Here is a 15,789-nt window from a genome sequence, read left to right as displayed (position 1 = left end):
CCCGAGGGCTCGTATAGCCTCAGGACGGCCGGTGACGCAATCAAGCGCCGGCGGTTGGGAGCGGAACCGCCGAAATGATGACGACGGCACTGGCCAGCGGATAGTCGTCGGTCAGTGTCAGGTCGATGCGGGCCTCGTAGCCCGGCGGCGTCATCGCCGCGAGGCGGGCTGCGGCGCCACCGGTCAGCTTGAGGGTGGGCCGGCCGCCCGGCAGGTTGACCACCCCCATGTCGCGCCAGAACACCCCGGCCCGGATGCCGGTGCCAAGCGCCTTGGCGCAGGCCTCCTTGGCGGCGAAGCGCTTGGCATAGGTGGCCGCCGGGCCGACCCGGCGTTCCGCTGCGGTACGCTCAACGGCAGTGAAAACCCGCGCGATGAAGCGCTCGCCGTGGCGCTCCAGCGTCTTCTCGACGCGGCGGATGTCGATCAGGTCGGAGCCAAGGCCGAGAATCATGCCGTCACCGCCCGGCTGCGGCCGCGTTCCATCGCCGCGCGCATGGCGCCGATGACCGCGGCAAGCCCCTCGAACACCGCCTCGCCGATGATGAAATGGCCGGTGTTGAGCTCGACGATCTCGGCAACGGCGGCGATGGTCTCGGAGGTGGCGCAGTCGAGGCCGTGGCCGGCATGGACCTCGATGCCGAGCGCATGGGCCTGCCGGGCGCCGGCGATGATGCGGGCGAACTCCGCCTCGGCCTCCACGGTTTGCCCGGCGGTGACGAAGTCGGCCCAGTGGCCGGTGTGGAACTCGATCGCCGGCGCGCCCACCGCCGCCGCCGCCGCGATCTGCACCGGGTCGGGGGCGATGAACAGCGACACCTGGATGCCGGCCTCGACCAGACGGCCGACATAGGGCGCGAGCGCCGCGCGGGCGGCCTCGACGTCGAGCCCGCCCTCGGTGGTGCGCTCCTCGCGCCGCTCCGGCACCAGGCAGCAGGAATGCGGCCGGGTGGCAAGCGCGATCGCCATCATCTCCGCCGTCGCCGCCATCTCGAAATTGAGCGGCGCGGCGATCTCGGCCTTGAGGCGACGGACGTCGTCATCGCGGATGTGACGGCGATCCTCGCGCAGGTGGAAGGTGATGCCGTCGGCGCCAGCCGCCAGCACGGCGTGGGCCGCCCGCACCGGGTCGGGGTGGGCGCCGCCGCGGGCATTCCGCAGCGTTGCGACGTGGTCGATATTGACGCCGAGGCGAAGCGGCGGAACTGGCACGACGTCCTCCAATAACTCATACGGTTGCGGCGACGATCTCGTCCCCTCGTCATCCCGGGTCGCGCAACTGCGCTCGCCCGGGGCAACGCCAGACGTTTCCTGTCGTCCCGGGCAAGGGCCGAAGGCCCGCGACCCGGGATCGCCGTCAGGAAGAGGTGCCCTTCCCTGCGGACGGTCCCGGATCTCGGCTGAAGCCTCGCCCGGGACGACAAGGGAGAGATCGTCACCCCGGGTCGCGCTACTGCGCTCGGCCGGGGCGACGCCAGACGTTTCCTGTCGTCCCGGGCAAGGGCCGAAGGCCCGCGACCCGGGATCGCCATCAGGAAAAGCTGCCCTTCCCTGCGGACGGTCCCGGATCTCGGCTGAAGCCTCGCCCGGGACGACGCCAAGTGGATCAACTCAGCCATTGTAGCGCTCGACCGACGACACCACCGATTTGGTGCGCAGGTCGGCGATGATGGCATTGAGGTGCTTGAGGTCGTGGACCTCGATATCGATGGTGACCTCGGTGAAATCCGGCGAGCGGCGCGACATCCGGACATTGTCGATGTTGCCGTCGCGCTCGCCGATCACCTGGGCGATCTGCGCCAGCGAGCCGGGCTCGTTGAGCGAGGTCAGCTTCAGCCGCGCCGGAAACCGTTGCTGGTCGTCGCTGTCGATGTCCCAGCGCACGTCGAGCCAGCGTTCCGGCTCGTCGTCGAACGCCTTCAGCGCCGGCGACTGGATCGGGTAGATGGTGATGCCCTCCCCCGGCGTCAGGATGCCGACGATGCGGTCGCCCGGCACCGCGCCGCACTCGGGGGCGAAGCGCACCGGCAGGTCGCCGTTGATGCCGCGGATCGGAATCGCCGGACCGACCGGCGACACCGCCTCGGCACCCGGAACTTTGAACTTGAGGCTCCGCGCCCGCGACAGCGCGAACCAGCCGGCCTCGGTCGCCGCCGGCTGGCGGCGCTGCTGCTGCGGCGCGCTGACATCCTCGGTCCAGTCGGGATAGACCGCCTTCACCACGTCGTTGGCGCGAACCTCGCCGCGGCCGACCGCGGCCAGCGCGTCCTCCAGCGAGGTGCGGGCGAGGCGATGCAGCGAGGCGACAAGGCGCGGCTCCTCGAACGGCTTGGCGGCGCGCTCGAACGCGCGCTCGACCAGCTTGCGGCCGAGCCCGGCATACTGGGCGCGAATCGCCGCGCGTGTCGCGCGACGGATGGCGGCCCGCGCCTTGCCGGTGATCACCAGCGACTCCCATGCCGCCGGCGGCCGCGACCCCGCCGAGGTGATGATCTCGACCTCCGAGCCGTTCTGCAGCTCCGTCACCATCGGCGCGATCTTGCCGTCGATCTTGCAGCCGACTGCGGTGTCGCCGACGTCGGTGTGGACGGCGTAGGCGAAGTCGATCGGGGTCGCCCGCCGCGGCAGCGCGATCAGCCGGCCCTTGGGCGTGAAGCAGAACACTTGGTCGTGGAACAGCTCGAGCTTGGTGTGCTCGAGGAATTCCTCCGGGCTGTCGCCCTCGGCAAGCAGCTCGATGGTGCGGCGCAGCCAGCCATAGGCCTGCGAGTCGGTGGACAGGCGCTCGTAGGCGTTGGTGCCGTCCTTGTAGAGGGCATGCGCGGCGATGCCGTATTCGGCGATTTCCTGCATCTGCCTGGTGCGGATCTGCAGCTCGACGCGCTGGCGGCCGGGCCCGACCACAGTGGTGTGCAGCGACCGGTAGCCGTTCTGCTTCGGCGTCGAGATGTAGTCCTTGAAGCGGCCCGGCACCATCGGCCAGGTGGTGTGGACGATGCCGAGCGTGCGGTAGCACTCGGCAAGTTCGTCGACGATGACGCGGAAGCCGATCAGGTCCGACAGTTGTTCGAAGCCGATGGTCTTGCGCTCCATCTTGCGCCAGATCGAATAGGGCCGCTTCTCGCGCCCGGTGACCTCGGCGGTGATGCCGTTGTCGGCGAGCTTCTTGGTCAGCTGCTGCTCGATGTCGGCGATCGCCTTGGTATGACGCTCGCGCGAGGCTTCGAGGCGGGACACGATGGTGTGACAGGCGTCCGGCGACAGCTGGCGGAACGCCAGCTCCTCCAGTTCCTCACGCACCGACTGCATGCCCATGCGGGCCGCCAGCGGCGCGTAAATCTCCAGCGTCTCCTCGGCAACGCGATTGCGCTTGGCGTCCGGCACGTAGCGCAGCGTGCGCATGTTGTGCAGCCGGTCGGCCAACTTGACCAGCAGGACACGGACGTCCTCGGCGATGGCGAGCAGCAGCTTGCGCAGGTTCTCCGCCTGGGCCGCCTGCTTGGACACCAGGTCGAGCTTCTTGATCTTGGTCAGGCCCTCGACCAGCGAGCCGATGTCAGGGCCGAACAGCTCGTCGATCTCGCCGCGGGTGGTCGCGGTGTCCTCAATGGTATCGTGCAGCAGCGCGGCAACGATGGTGGCATCGTCGACGCGAAGGCCGGTGAGGATCGCCGCGACTTCCAGAGGGTGCGAGAAATAGGGATCGCCCGAGGCGCGCTTCTGCGTCCCGTGCGCCTTCATGGCGTAGACGTAGGCGCGGTTGAGCAGCGCTTCGTTGGTATCGGTATTGTATCGACGAACGCGCTCGACGAGCTCGTACTGCCGCATCATGGACGAACACCCCGATGCGAAACACCCTTAGACCCGAGAGACCAAATCCCGACCGGCACAACGTCGCCCGGCGCGATACCGCGGAGGTTCCGGGCATGGCGCCGTGGCTTCGACCGCTGCCGGCGGGAAGATGGCCTCGTCACTCCCGCTCGTCGTCGTCGTTGTTCTGCGGCGGGACGAGCCCTTCCAGGCCGCGCAGCAGCTCTTCCTCGGTCATGCGGTCCATGGCGATGTCGCTGTCGTCGGACTCCTCGCCGCCCGACCCCGCGATCAGCGGCACCGCTTCGGACTCGGGCTCGTCGACCTCGGTGAACTTCTGCAGCGAGTGGATCAGCTCTTCCTTCAGATCCGCCGGCGTGATCTGCTCGTCAGCGATCTCGCGCAGCGCCACCACCGGATTCTTGTCGTTGTCACGATCGACCAGGATGGGGGCGCCGGCGGAAACCATGCGGGCGCGGTGGCTTGCGAGCAGGACCAGCTCGAAGCGGTTCTCGACCTTGTCGATGCAGTCCTCGACGGTGACGCGAGCCATCGGTCGTCACTCCACAACGTTCGACGTATTGGTTGATGCGAACGTTCCGCCTACACGAAACCGTTGCCGGATTCAAGAACAGCGTTGGATGCGACGGTAAAGCGCTTTGCAGCGCGCGGAAGTCCTGCTAGGCATGGCGATAAGTTGCAGCCGCGAACAATAGTTTCGCCATCCTGAGGTTGATCGGACCTCGATTTCATCCAAGCGATGTGACGCAGGCATTGTCGATATCCGCGCAGCCGGTCGGAGACGCTGACCGCACCGCCGGGCGTAGTGTTCAACAAAAACGTGTCAGGGCCGAGCCGCCGTTGCCCTAAAGGAAGTCGGATTATGAGCGCTTCTACTGAAAAATTTGCTCTTTTCATTGACGGTGCCAATCTTTACGCTACCGCAAAGGCGCTCGGTTTCGACATTGATTACAAGCGCCTGCTGAAGGAATTCCAGAGCCGCGGCTATTTGATGCGGGCATTCTATTACACCGCTCTGATCGAGGACCAGGAGTATTCCTCGATCCGCCCGCTGCTCGATTGGCTCGACTATAACGGTTACACGGTGGTGACCAAGCCGACCAAGGAGTTCGTCGACCAGTCCGGCCGCCGCAAGGTCAAAGGTAACATGGACATCGAACTCGCGGTCGATGCCATGGAGCTGGCCGAGCACATCGACCAGATGGTGCTGTTCTCCGGCGACGGCGATTTTCGCTCATTGGTGGAAGCGGTTCAGCGGCGCGGCGTGCGCGTTTCGGTTGTTTCGACAGTCTCGACGCAGCCCCCGATGGTGGCCGACGAGTTGCGCCGTCAGGCCGACGAGTTCGTCGACCTCGCCAGCCTTGCCTCGAAGATCGGACGCGACCCGGCCGAGCGGGTGTCGCGCCAGTCCGAGCACACTCCGAACTTCCTGCGCCGGCCGACCTCAACCACAGCAATCGACGACACCGATTGACGATGGCCGAACCGGAGCCGGGCGGCGACTGTCAGCTGTGCCCGAGGTTGTTCGAGTTCCGCGCTGCGAACCGGGCAGAGTGGCCGGACTGGTATAACGCGCCGGTGCCGTCGTTCGGCCAAGCCGACGCGCGGCTGCTGGTGGTCGGGCTGGCGCCCGGGCTCAAGGGCGCCAACCGCACCGGACGGCCGTTCACCGGCGATTATGCCGGCGACTTGCTCTACAGCACGCTGGTCGCCTACGGGATGGCGCGCGGTCGCTATGAGGCGCGCCCCGACGATGGACTGACCCTCATCGACGCCCGCATCACCAACGCGGTGCGCTGCGTGCCGCCGGAAAACAAGCCGACCACCGGCGAGATCGTCGTCTGCCGCCGCTTCCTCGAAGCGACGCTGGCGGAGATGCCGCGGCTTGAGATCATCGTGGCGCTCGGCCGCATCGCCCACGATTCGACGATCAGGGCGCTCGGCGCCCGCCCGACCCACCACCCGTTCGGCCACGGCGCCGAGCACGCCATCGGCGGCCGCGCCGTGTTCGACAGCTATCACTGCTCCCGCTACAACACCAACACCGGCCGGCTGACCGCGGCGATGTTCCACGCCGTGTTCGCCGCGGTTCGCGCCCGCCTCGACCGTGCCGGCCGCCCGGCGGCGTGATCCATTCGCCGTCCCGTGCGTTGTCAGGCTGTCGTATGCCGCAACACGCCCGGGAGACGGTCATGAACAGACGCGATACTCTGCAAACTCTTGCGACGGTGATGGCGGTCGGCCTCGCCGGCCGCAGTGGCTTTGCCTTCGCGCAGTCCACCGCGCCGAGCGGGCCGTTCACGCTGCCGCCGCTCGGCTACGACTATGCCGCGCTCGAGCCCCACATCGACGCGCAGACGATGATGATCCACCACCAGCGCCATCATGCCGGCTATGTCGCCAAGGCCAACGCGCTTGCCGCCGACGTGCCGCTGCTGCGCACGCGCAGCGTCGAGCAGATCCTCGCCGATCTCGCCGCAGTGCCGGAAGCGAGCCGCACCGCCGTGCGCAACAATGTCGGTGGGCACTGGAACCACAGCTTCTTCTGGATCCTGATGCAGCCCGGCGGCGCACGCGAGCCGGTCGGCGCGCTCAAGGCGGCCATCGATCGCGACTTCGGCGGCCTGCAGCAGCTCAAGGAGCGCATCAACGCCGCCGGCGAAGGACGTTTCGGCTCCGGCTGGGCCTGGCTGGTGGTGGGCAAGGACAAGAAGCTCGCCGTGCTGTCGTCGCCGAACCAGGATAGCCCGCTGATGGACGGCACGCCGGGCGTCGTGCTCGGCGTCGATGTTTGGGAGCACGCCTACTACCTGAAATACCAGAACCGCCGGCCCGAATATCTCACCGCCTGGTGGAACACGGTGAACTGGGACAACGCCGAGAGCAACTATCGCAAGGCGGTCGCCTAACGTTGCGGAATCGGCTATCATTTCGGCGGCTGATCGCAACCGAACCGTGCGACGCGCATCGCAGCCGGCAACACCCGGCTGCGTGTTCGATCACATCGCGGCCGAGCCGACAGTGTGCGATGCTCGAAATGGAGCATTTCCGCAAAGGTGGGTACCGGTTGTCCCAGCAAAAATGCGAAAACCAGAAGCTTAGAGCCGCCGATCTGATGCAATCTGATCGGCGGACGCTCAATCCCCGATCGAGAGCTTGAAGCCGATGGATCGGCGGACCCGCACCGCCTCCGGCGCAAGAGCAGTTCAATGACCGAAAAGACCTCGTACTCCGCAACCGAATTTTCGCGGTCGGCCGATGGCGCGGCCTCCCGCCGGCCCGAGCTCGACAGCGTCTGCGTCTATTGCGGCTCGACCGATGGCAGAAACCCGGTGTTTTTAGAAACCGCCCACCAGCTCGGCCGATTGCTGGCAGAAGACGGCATCCGGCTGATATGGGGCGGCGGCAGCATCGGCCTGATGGGGGCGGTGGCACGCGCGGTGCTCGACCACGGCGGCAGCGTCACCGGCATCATTCCGCAGTTCCTGGTCGACCGCGAGCTGTCGTTCGAGGGGGCCAGCGAACTGATCGTCACCGAGGACATGCATACCCGCAAGCGCCAGATGTTCGAGCGGGCCGACGCGTTCGTCGCGCTGCCCGGCGGCATCGGCACGCTTGAGGAACTGGTCGAGCAGATGACGTGGGCGCAGCTCGGCCGCCATCGCAAGCCGATCCTGATCGCCAACATCGCCGGCTTCTGGGATCCGCTGCTGGCGCTGATCGATCACATGCGGGACAGCGGCTTCATCCGCCCGCAATGGGAGGTACGTCCGCTGGTGGCGACCCGCGTCGAGGACATCATCCCGATGCTCCGCGCCGCCATTCGCCCGCCGCTGATCGCCGAGGAACGCGACATCGGCCGCAAGATGTGACGCGGTGCTGTGGTTCCTGGGCCCCTTCCCTCGCATCGCTGAAGCGATGCTCGCCGGGGGCGACGGCCCCCAGTTCCGCACAATTCATACTAACGGCCTTTACGTTTGACCTTTCACCGACGCCAGCTCGCCTCATCCTGAGGAGCGGTCGCAAGACTGCGTCTCGAAGGATGAGGCGACGCTGACGGCGGCCTTCGGCCCATGCTTCGAGACGGCTGCTGCGCAGCCTCCTCAGCATGAGGCCGAGAAAGGTCGCTCATCAGCGCCACTGGTATCACGCGGTCGCGCCGACCCGCACCAGTTGGTAGACGACCGAGTCCATCAACGCCTGGAACGAGGCGTCGATGATATTGGGCGACACCCCGACCGTGGTCCAGGTCTCGCCATCGGCAGCGCGCGACGTGATCAGCACGCGGGTCACCGCGTCGGAGCCGCCCTGGAAGATCCGCACGCGATAGTCGATCAGCTCGAGGCCGCAGATCAGGCTCTGGTACTTGCCGAGGTCCTTGCGCAACGCGACGTCGAGCGCGTTGACCGGACCGTTGCCTTCCGCGGCCGAGATAAAGATCTCACTGCCGATCCTTACCTTGACGATGGCCTCCGCCACCGTGACCAGCTTGCCAACCGCGTTCCAGCGCCGCTCGACATTGACCGAGAAGCGCTCGACCTTGAAGAACTCCGGCACCTCGCCGAGTACGTCCTTGGCGAGCAGGAAAAATGAGGCGTCGGCACCCTCATAGGCATAGCCCTCGGCCTCGCGCTCCTTGATGCGATCGAGCAGGTGCGAAATGCGCGGGTCGTCGCGATTGGCCGACAGCCCAAGTCGTTCCAACTCCGCCAGCACGTTCGACTTGCCGGCCTGGTCCGACACCAGCACCTTGCGGCGATTGCCGATGCGCTCCGGCTCGACGTGCTCGTAAGTCGCCGGGTTCTTGGCAATGGCAGAAGCGTGGATGCCGGTCTTGGTGGCGAATGCGCTTTCACCGACGAACGGCGCGTAGCGGTTCGGCGCGCGGTTGATCATCTCGTCGAACACGCGGCTGACGTGGGTCAGGCTCGCCAGCGCCTCGTCCGAAACGCCGACGTCGAAGCGCTGGGCGAACTCCGGCTTCAGCTTCAGCGCCGGAATGATGGTGGTGAGGTTGGCGTTGCCGCAACGCTCGCCGAGGCCGTTGAGTGTGCCCTGCACCTGGCGCACGCCGGCCGCCACCGCCGCCAGCGCGTTGGCGACCGCGCAGCCGCAGTCATCATGGGTGTGGATGCCGAGATGATCGCCCGGCACCACCCGCACCACCTCCGCCACGATCCGGCTCACCTCCTCCGGCAGCGTGCCGCCATTGGTGTCGCACAGCACCACCCAGCGCGCGCCGGACTCGTACGCGGTCTTGACGCAGGCCAGCGCGTAGGCCGGATTGGCCTTGAAGCCGTCGAAGAAGTGCTCGCAATCGACGATCGCCTCCCGGCCGCGACCGCGCGCGGCGGCGACGGACTCGCGGATGCAGTCGAGGTTTTCCTCGCGCGAGATGCCGAGCGCGACGTCGACGTGATAGTCCCAGCTCTTGGCGACGAAGCAGATGGCGTCGGCTTCCGCATCGAGCAGCGCATTGAGGCCGGGGTCGTTGGAAGCCGAGCGCCCGCCGCGCTTGGTCATGCCGAAGGCGGTGAAGGTGGCGGCAAGGTCCTTCTTCTCGGCGAAGAACTTGGTGTCCTGCGGATTGGCGCCGGGATAGCCGCCCTCGATGTAGTCGATGCCGAGCCGGTCCAGCATCGCCGCCACCGCGGCCTTGTCGTCGAGGGAGAAATCGACGCCGTTGGTTTGCGCGCCGTCGCGCAAGGTGGTGTCGAACAAATAGACGCGCTCGCGACTCATCGGCTGTGGTCCTTGGATTTTTGCCCCGCCAGGGCTTTTCTCATTGTGGTGTTGCCGAGCCATTCGCCGCCCAGCACTTTGGTGTTGCGCTGCTCGGGCGAATAGCCGCGGCGCTGGAAGAACGGCTCGGCGGTGTCGCTGGCCTCGACCTCCAGCGTGCTTGCGCCCCGCGCAGCGGCAAGCTTCTCAAGCGCCTCGATCAGCTGGGTCGCCACACCCTGCCGCGCCAACTCGGGATGGACGTAGAGCAGGTCGATCTTGCGGTTGTCCGCGAGCGCGGCGAAGCCGGCCACCTGGCCGCCGACGGTCGCGACCAGCGCGAGCTGGTCGGCCATCCGCGCGGCGAGTTCCTCCTCGTTGAGCGAGGCCATCCAGGCGGCGAGCTGGGCCTCCGAATAGTCCTCGGCCGCCAGCTCGGCGATCGCGGCCTCGAAGATCGCCGCGGCCGCCGGCGCGTCAGTGGGCAGGAACGGCCGGAGCGCAATGGTCGGTTTGGATTGGCCCATGGCATCACCTCATAGCGTGGTGCGAGAGGGCGGCCGCGCTCATCGCGCCACCTTCCAGGTGGTGGTGAGCTCGCCGGTCGCCGGGTCCTTGGCGTCCATCAGCGCGATGCCCATCGCAACGAGTTCATCGCGAATGCGGTCGGACTCGGCGAAGTTTTTCGCCTTTCGCGCGGCGAGGCGCGCGGCAATCAAATTTTCGATTACCGTCGCGGCTTCTCCCCCCGAAGGAGTCGTCTCACCGTCGGCAGAAGACATCGTTATTTCGACCGGATGACCCTCTAACCTGTAAGCTGCAGAGCCAAGCGCAATCCGGCGGTTGAGCGTACTGAGCTTCTCAGCCTCGTTCTTCTTCTGCCACGCCTCGAACCGCGCGCGGTCGAAACCGAGGAAGGCGAGATTGCGCGCCAAGTCTTCAGCGTCCGCGCCCTGCTGCGGCACGCGGATGCGGTTTCGCATCGCGTGCAGCTCGGCCATCATCTTCGGCGTGTTGAGGTCGTCGGCGAGCGCCGCCTCCAGCGACGGCGACAGGGCCTCGCCCTGCCCCGGCGCGGCGAGGCGGAACCAGTCACCGAGGGTGCCCGCGCTTTCCTCCAGCCCCTTCGCCGTCCAGTCGATCGGCTGGCGATAGTGCGTCTTCAGCATGTTGAGGCGGATGACGTCGCCCGGCCAATCGTTCAGCAGCTCGCGGATGGTGATGAAGTTGCCGAGCGACTTCGACATCTTCTCGCCTTCGACCATCAAGAAGCCGTTGTGCATCCAGAACGCCGCCATGCGGGTGGTGCCGAAGGCGCAGCACGACTGCGCGATCTCGTTCTCATGATGCGGGAACACGAGGTCGATGCCGCCGCCGTGGATGTCGAACTCCTCGCCCAGCAGCGCGCCCGACATCGCCGAGCACTCGATGTGCCAGCCGGGGCGCCCGAAGCCCCACGGCGAGTCCCAGCCCGGCTCCTGCTCGGGGTCGGAGGGCTTCCACAGCACAAAGTCGGTCGGGTCGCGCTTATAGGGCGCGACGTCGACGCGGGCACCGGCCACCATCTCGTCGAGCGAGCGGCGGGCGAGCTTGCCATAGGCCGGCATCGAGGGGACGTCGAACAGCACGTGACCGTCCGCGACATAGGCGTGGCCGCGGGCGATCAGCTTTTCGATGATCTTGATCATGTCGAGCGCGCCCGGCGCCGGCCGGCACACGAAGTCGGTGGCGCGCGGCTCATGGCTCGGCCTCAGGCAGCCCAGCGCGTCGACGTCGTCGTGGAATTGCTTCAGCGTCGTATCCGTTAACGCACGGATCTCGGCGGTCAGGGGCCGCTCACGGCTCCAGCGCTCGAACGCGCGCTTGTTGATCTTGTCGTCAACGTCCGTGATATTACGGACATAGGTGACCCGGTCTTCGCCGAAGAGATGGCGCAGCAGCCGGAACAGCACGTCGAACACGATCACCGGCCGCGCGTTACCGATATGAGCAAAATCGTAGACGGTGGGTCCGCACACGTACATGCGTACCCCGCGTTCAGAATCGAGCGGCTGAAACGGCCGTTTCTCTCGCGTTAACGTGTCGTAAAGCCTAAGAGTTGCCACGACATTCCCCCTGCCGGGCCGGCGGAGGCGCTCGCTGATGGCGTAAAGCGTGGCGTCCGCGGCCGGTTCTACCTCAGCCGCCGATAATCTGTGCGATGATGGCACAGCGCGATGTGACGCCAGAATTGGTCATGGCCGGCACCGTGATGACGCCGCCGGACCTTGTCAAGCACGACCATGCCGCGGATTCGAAATTGGCGTTCCGTCCACGCAACCCCGGATAATCCGACTTGTTTTGGAACCTTTAAGACAACAGTCTGTTCACAACGTATCTTGGGCGGTCGTGAACCTTCGATGGCGTAGAGACAACATATCAACAGGGCCATTGCCGGAAGGCAGGCCAATGCCACAGGAAGGCGTAATGACCAGACCGCATCCTCAGTTCCCCAGCCCCGCCGACACCCCGCTGTTCGAGCGCGTGGAGAGCGACGGCACGCGCGTGCTGGTGATGATGCCCGACCTCGACACCCTGCTCGGTGTGCTCGGCTTCTCGCGGTCGGATGCGATCGTGCTCAAGGGTTACACGCCCCCGGTCGATGGCTGGACGCTGTTCGGGCGAGGCCGTGCGCAACGCGCCGTCACGCTACACTGACCGGACGGCCTGACCAATCGGCGATGCCGGCGCTGCGAGACTTCGCCGCCCGCAAACCGCAACGTCAGATCGCAATCAAGCCCTTTGCCGAACCAGAGGCTGCGGGTTCCAGCCGCGGCTGCGACCCACGGGCAACACCTCGCGGCAAAATCGGCGGCGCACGGCACCGTTGATTGACGAGAGCTCGACCGGACCGCTCTAACCATCACGCGCGATTGAACCCGCCGTCGTCGCGACGAGCGGCGGGGTTCGTCGTTGACGTGTGTTGGTGGGCTGCGGGTGTCCTGGCCCATGCGTAATAAGGTCATGGCCATGGGTTTTCCCCGTTCAGTCCTGGTCGGCTGCGTTGCGGCCGTGCTGTTTGGCGCCGCCGCATCGGCGGAGACGACCACCTTCGTCATTCCGAACGTCGACGGCTATGGAATCGATGAATGCCTGGCGAGCGGCCGGCCCTGCGGCCAAGCGGCCGCAGCGGCGTGGTGCCGCAGCCGCGACTATACCGCCGTGGTCGAATTCGGCCGGTTCGACCGTGACGAAAGCACCGGCTCGCTGCCGGCCACCCAGGTGGCGCAACTGTCTCCGATCACACCGTCGTGCAGCGGCCGGTCCTGCCGCGAGCAGGTCGCCATCATTTGCGTCCGCTGAGCGCATACGTTGCCGGGCCGCCGGCCGTGACACCGTGCCGTTCGCTTGGCTGAACGTTCGGGACGTCGACCCGGCGGTTTTCCGCCGCCGGATCGACCCGCATTCACGTCACTTCACGAAGTCCGCGCAGCGAGCCGGGGTGTCACTGCCGCCCCAGGGCATGATCGGAACCGTCGAGGTCGAGTTCTTCGGCGACCCTTCGATGATCTTGTCGGAATAGATCAGATAGACCAGTACGTTGCGTTTTTCGTCGCAGCCGCGCACAATCTGCATCTTCTTGAAGAACAGCGACCGCGACTGGCGGAATACGACATCGCCTTGCGAGAACTTGACCTTGAACTTGATCGGACCAATCTGCCGGCAGGAGAGCGAGGCGTCGGACGCCTCTTCGGCGACGCCGAACATGCCAGAGACGCCGCCGCGCTCGGGCACGGTGAAGTGACAGGCCACGCCCTCCACGTCGGGATCGTCAATGGCGTACGTTGCGAGCTTGTCGTCGGGCGTCAGCATCTTCCACACTGTCGACTTCCGAAAGATCAGGTCAGGCTCTTCCGCCGCGGCCGGTCCCGCCAGCGCCACGCCGAGCACAAAGATCGCCCCGCACACACCGCTTAGGATTCGCTTGGTCATGACTTGCCTCCGTTCTTCCCATATAGGTGCGTCGCGGCGGCAGGGCGAGCCGTCCACCGCGTAATACGGCCTCGCCAGCGCCGCCGCCGCCGTCCCACCAGGTTGCGGTCCAAGGATGCCAACCCGTTCACCAGCGCCGCGTTCGGCGTCCCTCAAAGAGGATTCGAGCATGGAGAGACGAACGTTCCTGAAGGGCGCCACGGTGGCTGCGACGGCAACCGCGATCGCCAGCCCCGCCGTGGCTCAGTCCATGCCGGAGGTGAAGTGGCGCCTGACATCGAGCTTCCCCAAGACGCTCGATACCATCTACGGCACTGCGCAGCAGATGGCGAAATTCGTCTCCGAGGCCACCGACGGCAAGTTCCAAATCCAGTGCTTCGCCGCGGGCGAACTGGTGCCGGGCCTGCAGGCGCTCGACGCCGTCACCACCGGCGCAGTCGACTGCGCCCACACCCCGACCTACTTTTATACCGGCAAGGACCCGGTGCTGGTGTTCGGCACCGGCACGCCGTTCGGCCTCAACGCCCGCATGTCCAATGCGTGGTGGCATTTCGCCGGCGGTGCCGACCTCATCAACGCCTCGCTCGCCAAGTTCAACGCCATCGGCCTGCTGTGCGGCAATTCGGGCTGCCAGATGGGCGGCTTCTTCCGCAAGGAACTGAAGGAGGTCGCCGACCTCAACGGCCTCAAGTTCCGCATCGCCGGCATGGGCGGCCAAGTGCTGGCCCGCCTCGGCGCGGTGCCGCAGGTGATCGCGCCCGGCGACGTCTACCCGGCGCTGGAGCGCGGCACCATCGACGCCACCGAGTTCGTCGGCCCCTATGACGACGAAAAGCTCGGCCTCTACCGCGTCGCGAAATATTACTACTATCCCGGCTGGTGGGAAGGCGGCGCGATGATCCATCTCGTTGCCAATCTTGAGAAGTACAATGAACTTCCCAAACACTACAAAGCGATCCTGTTCCAAGCCTGCGAGGCGGCCAATACCTGGATGCTGGCCAAATACGACACGGTGAACGCACCGGCGCTGCGCCGATTGATCGCCGCCGGCACCGAGCTTCGGCCGTTCCCGCAGGCGATCATGGAGGCGTGCCTGAAATCGACCAACGAACTCCTCGCCGAACTGGCGGGCGCCAACCCCGATTTCAAAAAGACGCTGGATTCGGTCAACGCCTACCGTGGCGACCAGTTGCTGTGGTGGCAGGTCGGCGAGCTGTCGTTCGACACGTTCATGGCCCGCACCCGCGGCCGGACCTGATGGTGCCGGCGCGGGGCACCCTTGCCCCACGCCGACGACACTGAAGCATGCCTGCCAATCTAAGGCTCAACCAGAAAGCGTTTCGCCGGTCCCGCCCCTGCCCCCGCCGTCGGCTGGTATCCGTTCGCCGGAATTGCTGAAATTTGCGCCAAATTTGGCGCTGCAGCCGATTAGTCCGTAGCGCTACCAATTCGATGTGCGATCAGGAGGTGGCAGGGTCCTTTCCAGCAAACCTGCCCTAAGCTATCGGAACGGCGCGATCTCGTCAGAGTTCCGGTTCACCAGAAGACTGTGCATGCAACCTCATTCAACGCGGCCGGCCGTCCCCGAGCAGGATTCCGAGGCCAGTGTCATCCCGTTCCCGACCGGCGAACCGCCGCTGCAGCTTGAAGCCTTCCTGCCCTATCGTTTCAATGTGCTGTCGGCACTGGTGCTGCGGGCGTTGGGCCAGATTTTCGGCGAGCGCTACGGCATCGCCATTCCCGAATGGCGCGTCATCGCCACCATCGGCCAATTCGGCACCCTGACCGCCAAGCAGATCGGCGCCCACAGCCACATGCACAAGACCAAGGTGTCTCGGGCGGTGGCGACGCTGGAGCGGCGGAACCTCATCATCCGCCGGTCGAACAAGGCCGACCTAAGGGAAGCGTTCCTGTCCCTGACCGAGGACGGGCTGGCGATCTATCGCGACATCGCGCCGACCGCGCTCGAATTCGGCGACCGCATGGTGGCCGATCTCGACCCGACCGATTACGCGGTGCTGGACCGGGTGCTCGACAAGCTCACGGCCCGCGCCGCCGCCCTGGCCTCGGAAGCAACCTCCGGCCCGGACGACGATCTCGACTGAGCGGAACGCCAGCGTATAAATCAGCGCCCGAGCCGGGATCCGGATCGGGCGCTGCGCGTTTTATGTCGGCGGCGCCGGCAGCGCCGCCGTTTGTGGCGCGATGTCCACAAATCGGACACTAAGCTTGGCTTGAAAGGATGCCGTCCCCGCCCGGGTGGCA

The 15,789-nt window shown here is 66.2% G+C and carries 16 protein-coding genes; 8 read left to right on the top strand and 8 right to left on the bottom strand.

All coding sequences use genetic code 11. The features are described 5' to 3' along the window. Positions 1-40: 40 nt before the first annotated feature. The 4 genes from acpS to rpoZ form a co-directional block, all read right to left on the bottom strand. Positions 41-454, bottom strand: a complete 414-nt coding sequence (gene acpS, locus BVIR_RS03970; protein WP_055036529.1) for a holo-ACP synthase — start codon at positions 452-454, stop codon at positions 41-43. Further along, positions 451-1,212 (bottom strand): pyridoxine 5'-phosphate synthase, encoded by a 762-nt coding sequence (locus tag BVIR_RS03965; protein ID WP_055038666.1) that lies wholly within the window; start codon positions 1,210-1,212, stop codon positions 451-453. The genes acpS and BVIR_RS03965 overlap by 4 nt, the downstream gene beginning before the upstream one ends. A gap of 399 nt (positions 1,213-1,611) precedes the next feature. Then, the gene (locus BVIR_RS03960) at positions 1,612-3,831 is read right to left on the bottom strand and encodes a RelA/SpoT family protein (protein ID WP_055036528.1); all 2,220 of its coding nucleotides are present in this window, start codon (positions 3,829-3,831) and stop codon (positions 1,612-1,614) included. A 139-nt stretch (positions 3,832-3,970) separates the two neighbouring features. Then, a complete protein-coding gene (rpoZ, locus tag BVIR_RS03955; RefSeq protein WP_055036527.1) occupies positions 3,971-4,363 on the bottom strand; it encodes a DNA-directed RNA polymerase subunit omega in 393 nt (130 codons plus the stop codon). Between the two features lie 330 nt (positions 4,364-4,693). On the opposite strand from rpoZ, the gene BVIR_RS03950 reads away from it, so the two are divergent. The 4 genes from BVIR_RS03950 (at position 4,694) to BVIR_RS03935 (ending at position 7,703) form a co-directional block, all read left to right on the top strand. Then, positions 4,694-5,305: a LabA-like NYN domain-containing protein gene (locus BVIR_RS03950; RefSeq protein WP_055036526.1), complete on the top strand. Its 612-nt coding sequence runs from the start codon at positions 4,694-4,696 to the stop codon at positions 5,303-5,305. A 2-nt stretch (positions 5,306-5,307) separates the two neighbouring features. Continuing rightward, positions 5,308-5,961 carry a uracil-DNA glycosylase gene (locus tag BVIR_RS03945; protein ID WP_055036525.1) on the top strand — a complete coding sequence of 218 codons (654 nt, stop codon included), beginning with the start codon at positions 5,308-5,310 and terminating at the stop codon, positions 5,959-5,961. Between the two features lie 62 nt (positions 5,962-6,023). Then, complete coding sequence (locus tag BVIR_RS03940; protein WP_236823698.1) at positions 6,024-6,740, top strand: superoxide dismutase; 717 nt, start codon at positions 6,024-6,026, stop codon at positions 6,738-6,740. Between the two features lie 300 nt (positions 6,741-7,040). Beyond that, on the top strand, positions 7,041-7,703 hold the full coding sequence (locus BVIR_RS03935; RefSeq protein WP_082416654.1) for an LOG family protein: 663 nt from the start codon (positions 7,041-7,043) through the stop codon (positions 7,701-7,703). Between the two features lie 274 nt (positions 7,704-7,977). Here BVIR_RS03935 and cimA read toward each other — a convergent pair whose 3' ends face one another. The 3 genes from cimA to cysS are packed head-to-tail and all read right to left on the bottom strand — an operon-like array spanning position 7,978 to position 11,657. After that, positions 7,978-9,573 carry a citramalate synthase gene (cimA, locus tag BVIR_RS03930; protein ID WP_055036524.1) on the bottom strand — a complete coding sequence of 532 codons (1,596 nt, stop codon included), beginning with the start codon at positions 9,571-9,573 and terminating at the stop codon, positions 7,978-7,980. Further along, positions 9,570-10,079 carry a GNAT family N-acetyltransferase gene (locus BVIR_RS03925; RefSeq protein WP_055036523.1) on the bottom strand — a complete coding sequence of 170 codons (510 nt, stop codon included), beginning with the start codon at positions 10,077-10,079 and terminating at the stop codon, positions 9,570-9,572. Before BVIR_RS03925 ends, cimA begins: the two co-directional genes overlap by 4 nt. 39 nt (positions 10,080-10,118) lie before the next feature. Beyond that, positions 10,119-11,657: a cysteine--tRNA ligase gene (gene cysS / locus BVIR_RS03920; RefSeq protein ID WP_055036522.1), complete on the bottom strand. Its 1,539-nt coding sequence runs from the start codon at positions 11,655-11,657 to the stop codon at positions 10,119-10,121. 361 nt (positions 11,658-12,018) lie between these two features. Here cysS and BVIR_RS03915 point away from each other — a divergent pair, with 361 nt between their 5' ends. Beyond that, positions 12,019-12,249, top strand: a complete 231-nt coding sequence (locus tag BVIR_RS03915; protein ID WP_055036521.1) for a hypothetical protein — start codon at positions 12,019-12,021, stop codon at positions 12,247-12,249. A 312-nt stretch (positions 12,250-12,561) separates the two neighbouring features. Then, on the top strand, positions 12,562-12,894 hold the full coding sequence (locus BVIR_RS03910; RefSeq protein ID WP_145912070.1) for a hypothetical protein: 333 nt from the start codon (positions 12,562-12,564) through the stop codon (positions 12,892-12,894). A gap of 108 nt (positions 12,895-13,002) precedes the next feature. On the opposite strand, the gene BVIR_RS03905 is transcribed toward BVIR_RS03910, so the two are convergent. Then, the gene (locus BVIR_RS03905) at positions 13,003-13,524 is read right to left on the bottom strand and encodes a CreA family protein (RefSeq protein WP_055036519.1); all 522 of its coding nucleotides are present in this window, start codon (positions 13,522-13,524) and stop codon (positions 13,003-13,005) included. Between the two features lie 169 nt (positions 13,525-13,693). Here BVIR_RS03905 and BVIR_RS03900 point away from each other — a divergent pair, with 169 nt between their 5' ends. Both BVIR_RS03900 and BVIR_RS03895 read left to right on the top strand, forming a co-directional pair. Then, on the top strand, positions 13,694-14,782 hold the full coding sequence (locus BVIR_RS03900) for a TRAP transporter substrate-binding protein (protein ID WP_055036518.1): 1,089 nt from the start codon (positions 13,694-13,696) through the stop codon (positions 14,780-14,782). 295 nt (positions 14,783-15,077) lie between these two features. Further along, complete coding sequence (locus BVIR_RS03895) at positions 15,078-15,629, top strand: MarR family winged helix-turn-helix transcriptional regulator (protein ID WP_082416651.1); 552 nt, start codon at positions 15,078-15,080, stop codon at positions 15,627-15,629. The last annotated feature ends 160 nt before the right edge of the window (positions 15,630-15,789 follow it).

Source organism: Blastochloris viridis (assembly GCF_001402875.1).
Lineage (GTDB): Bacteria > Pseudomonadota > Alphaproteobacteria > Rhizobiales > Xanthobacteraceae > Blastochloris > Blastochloris viridis.
The sequence above is the reverse complement of the archived record's forward strand: the minus strand, read 5'-3'. Positions and strand labels throughout refer to the sequence as shown.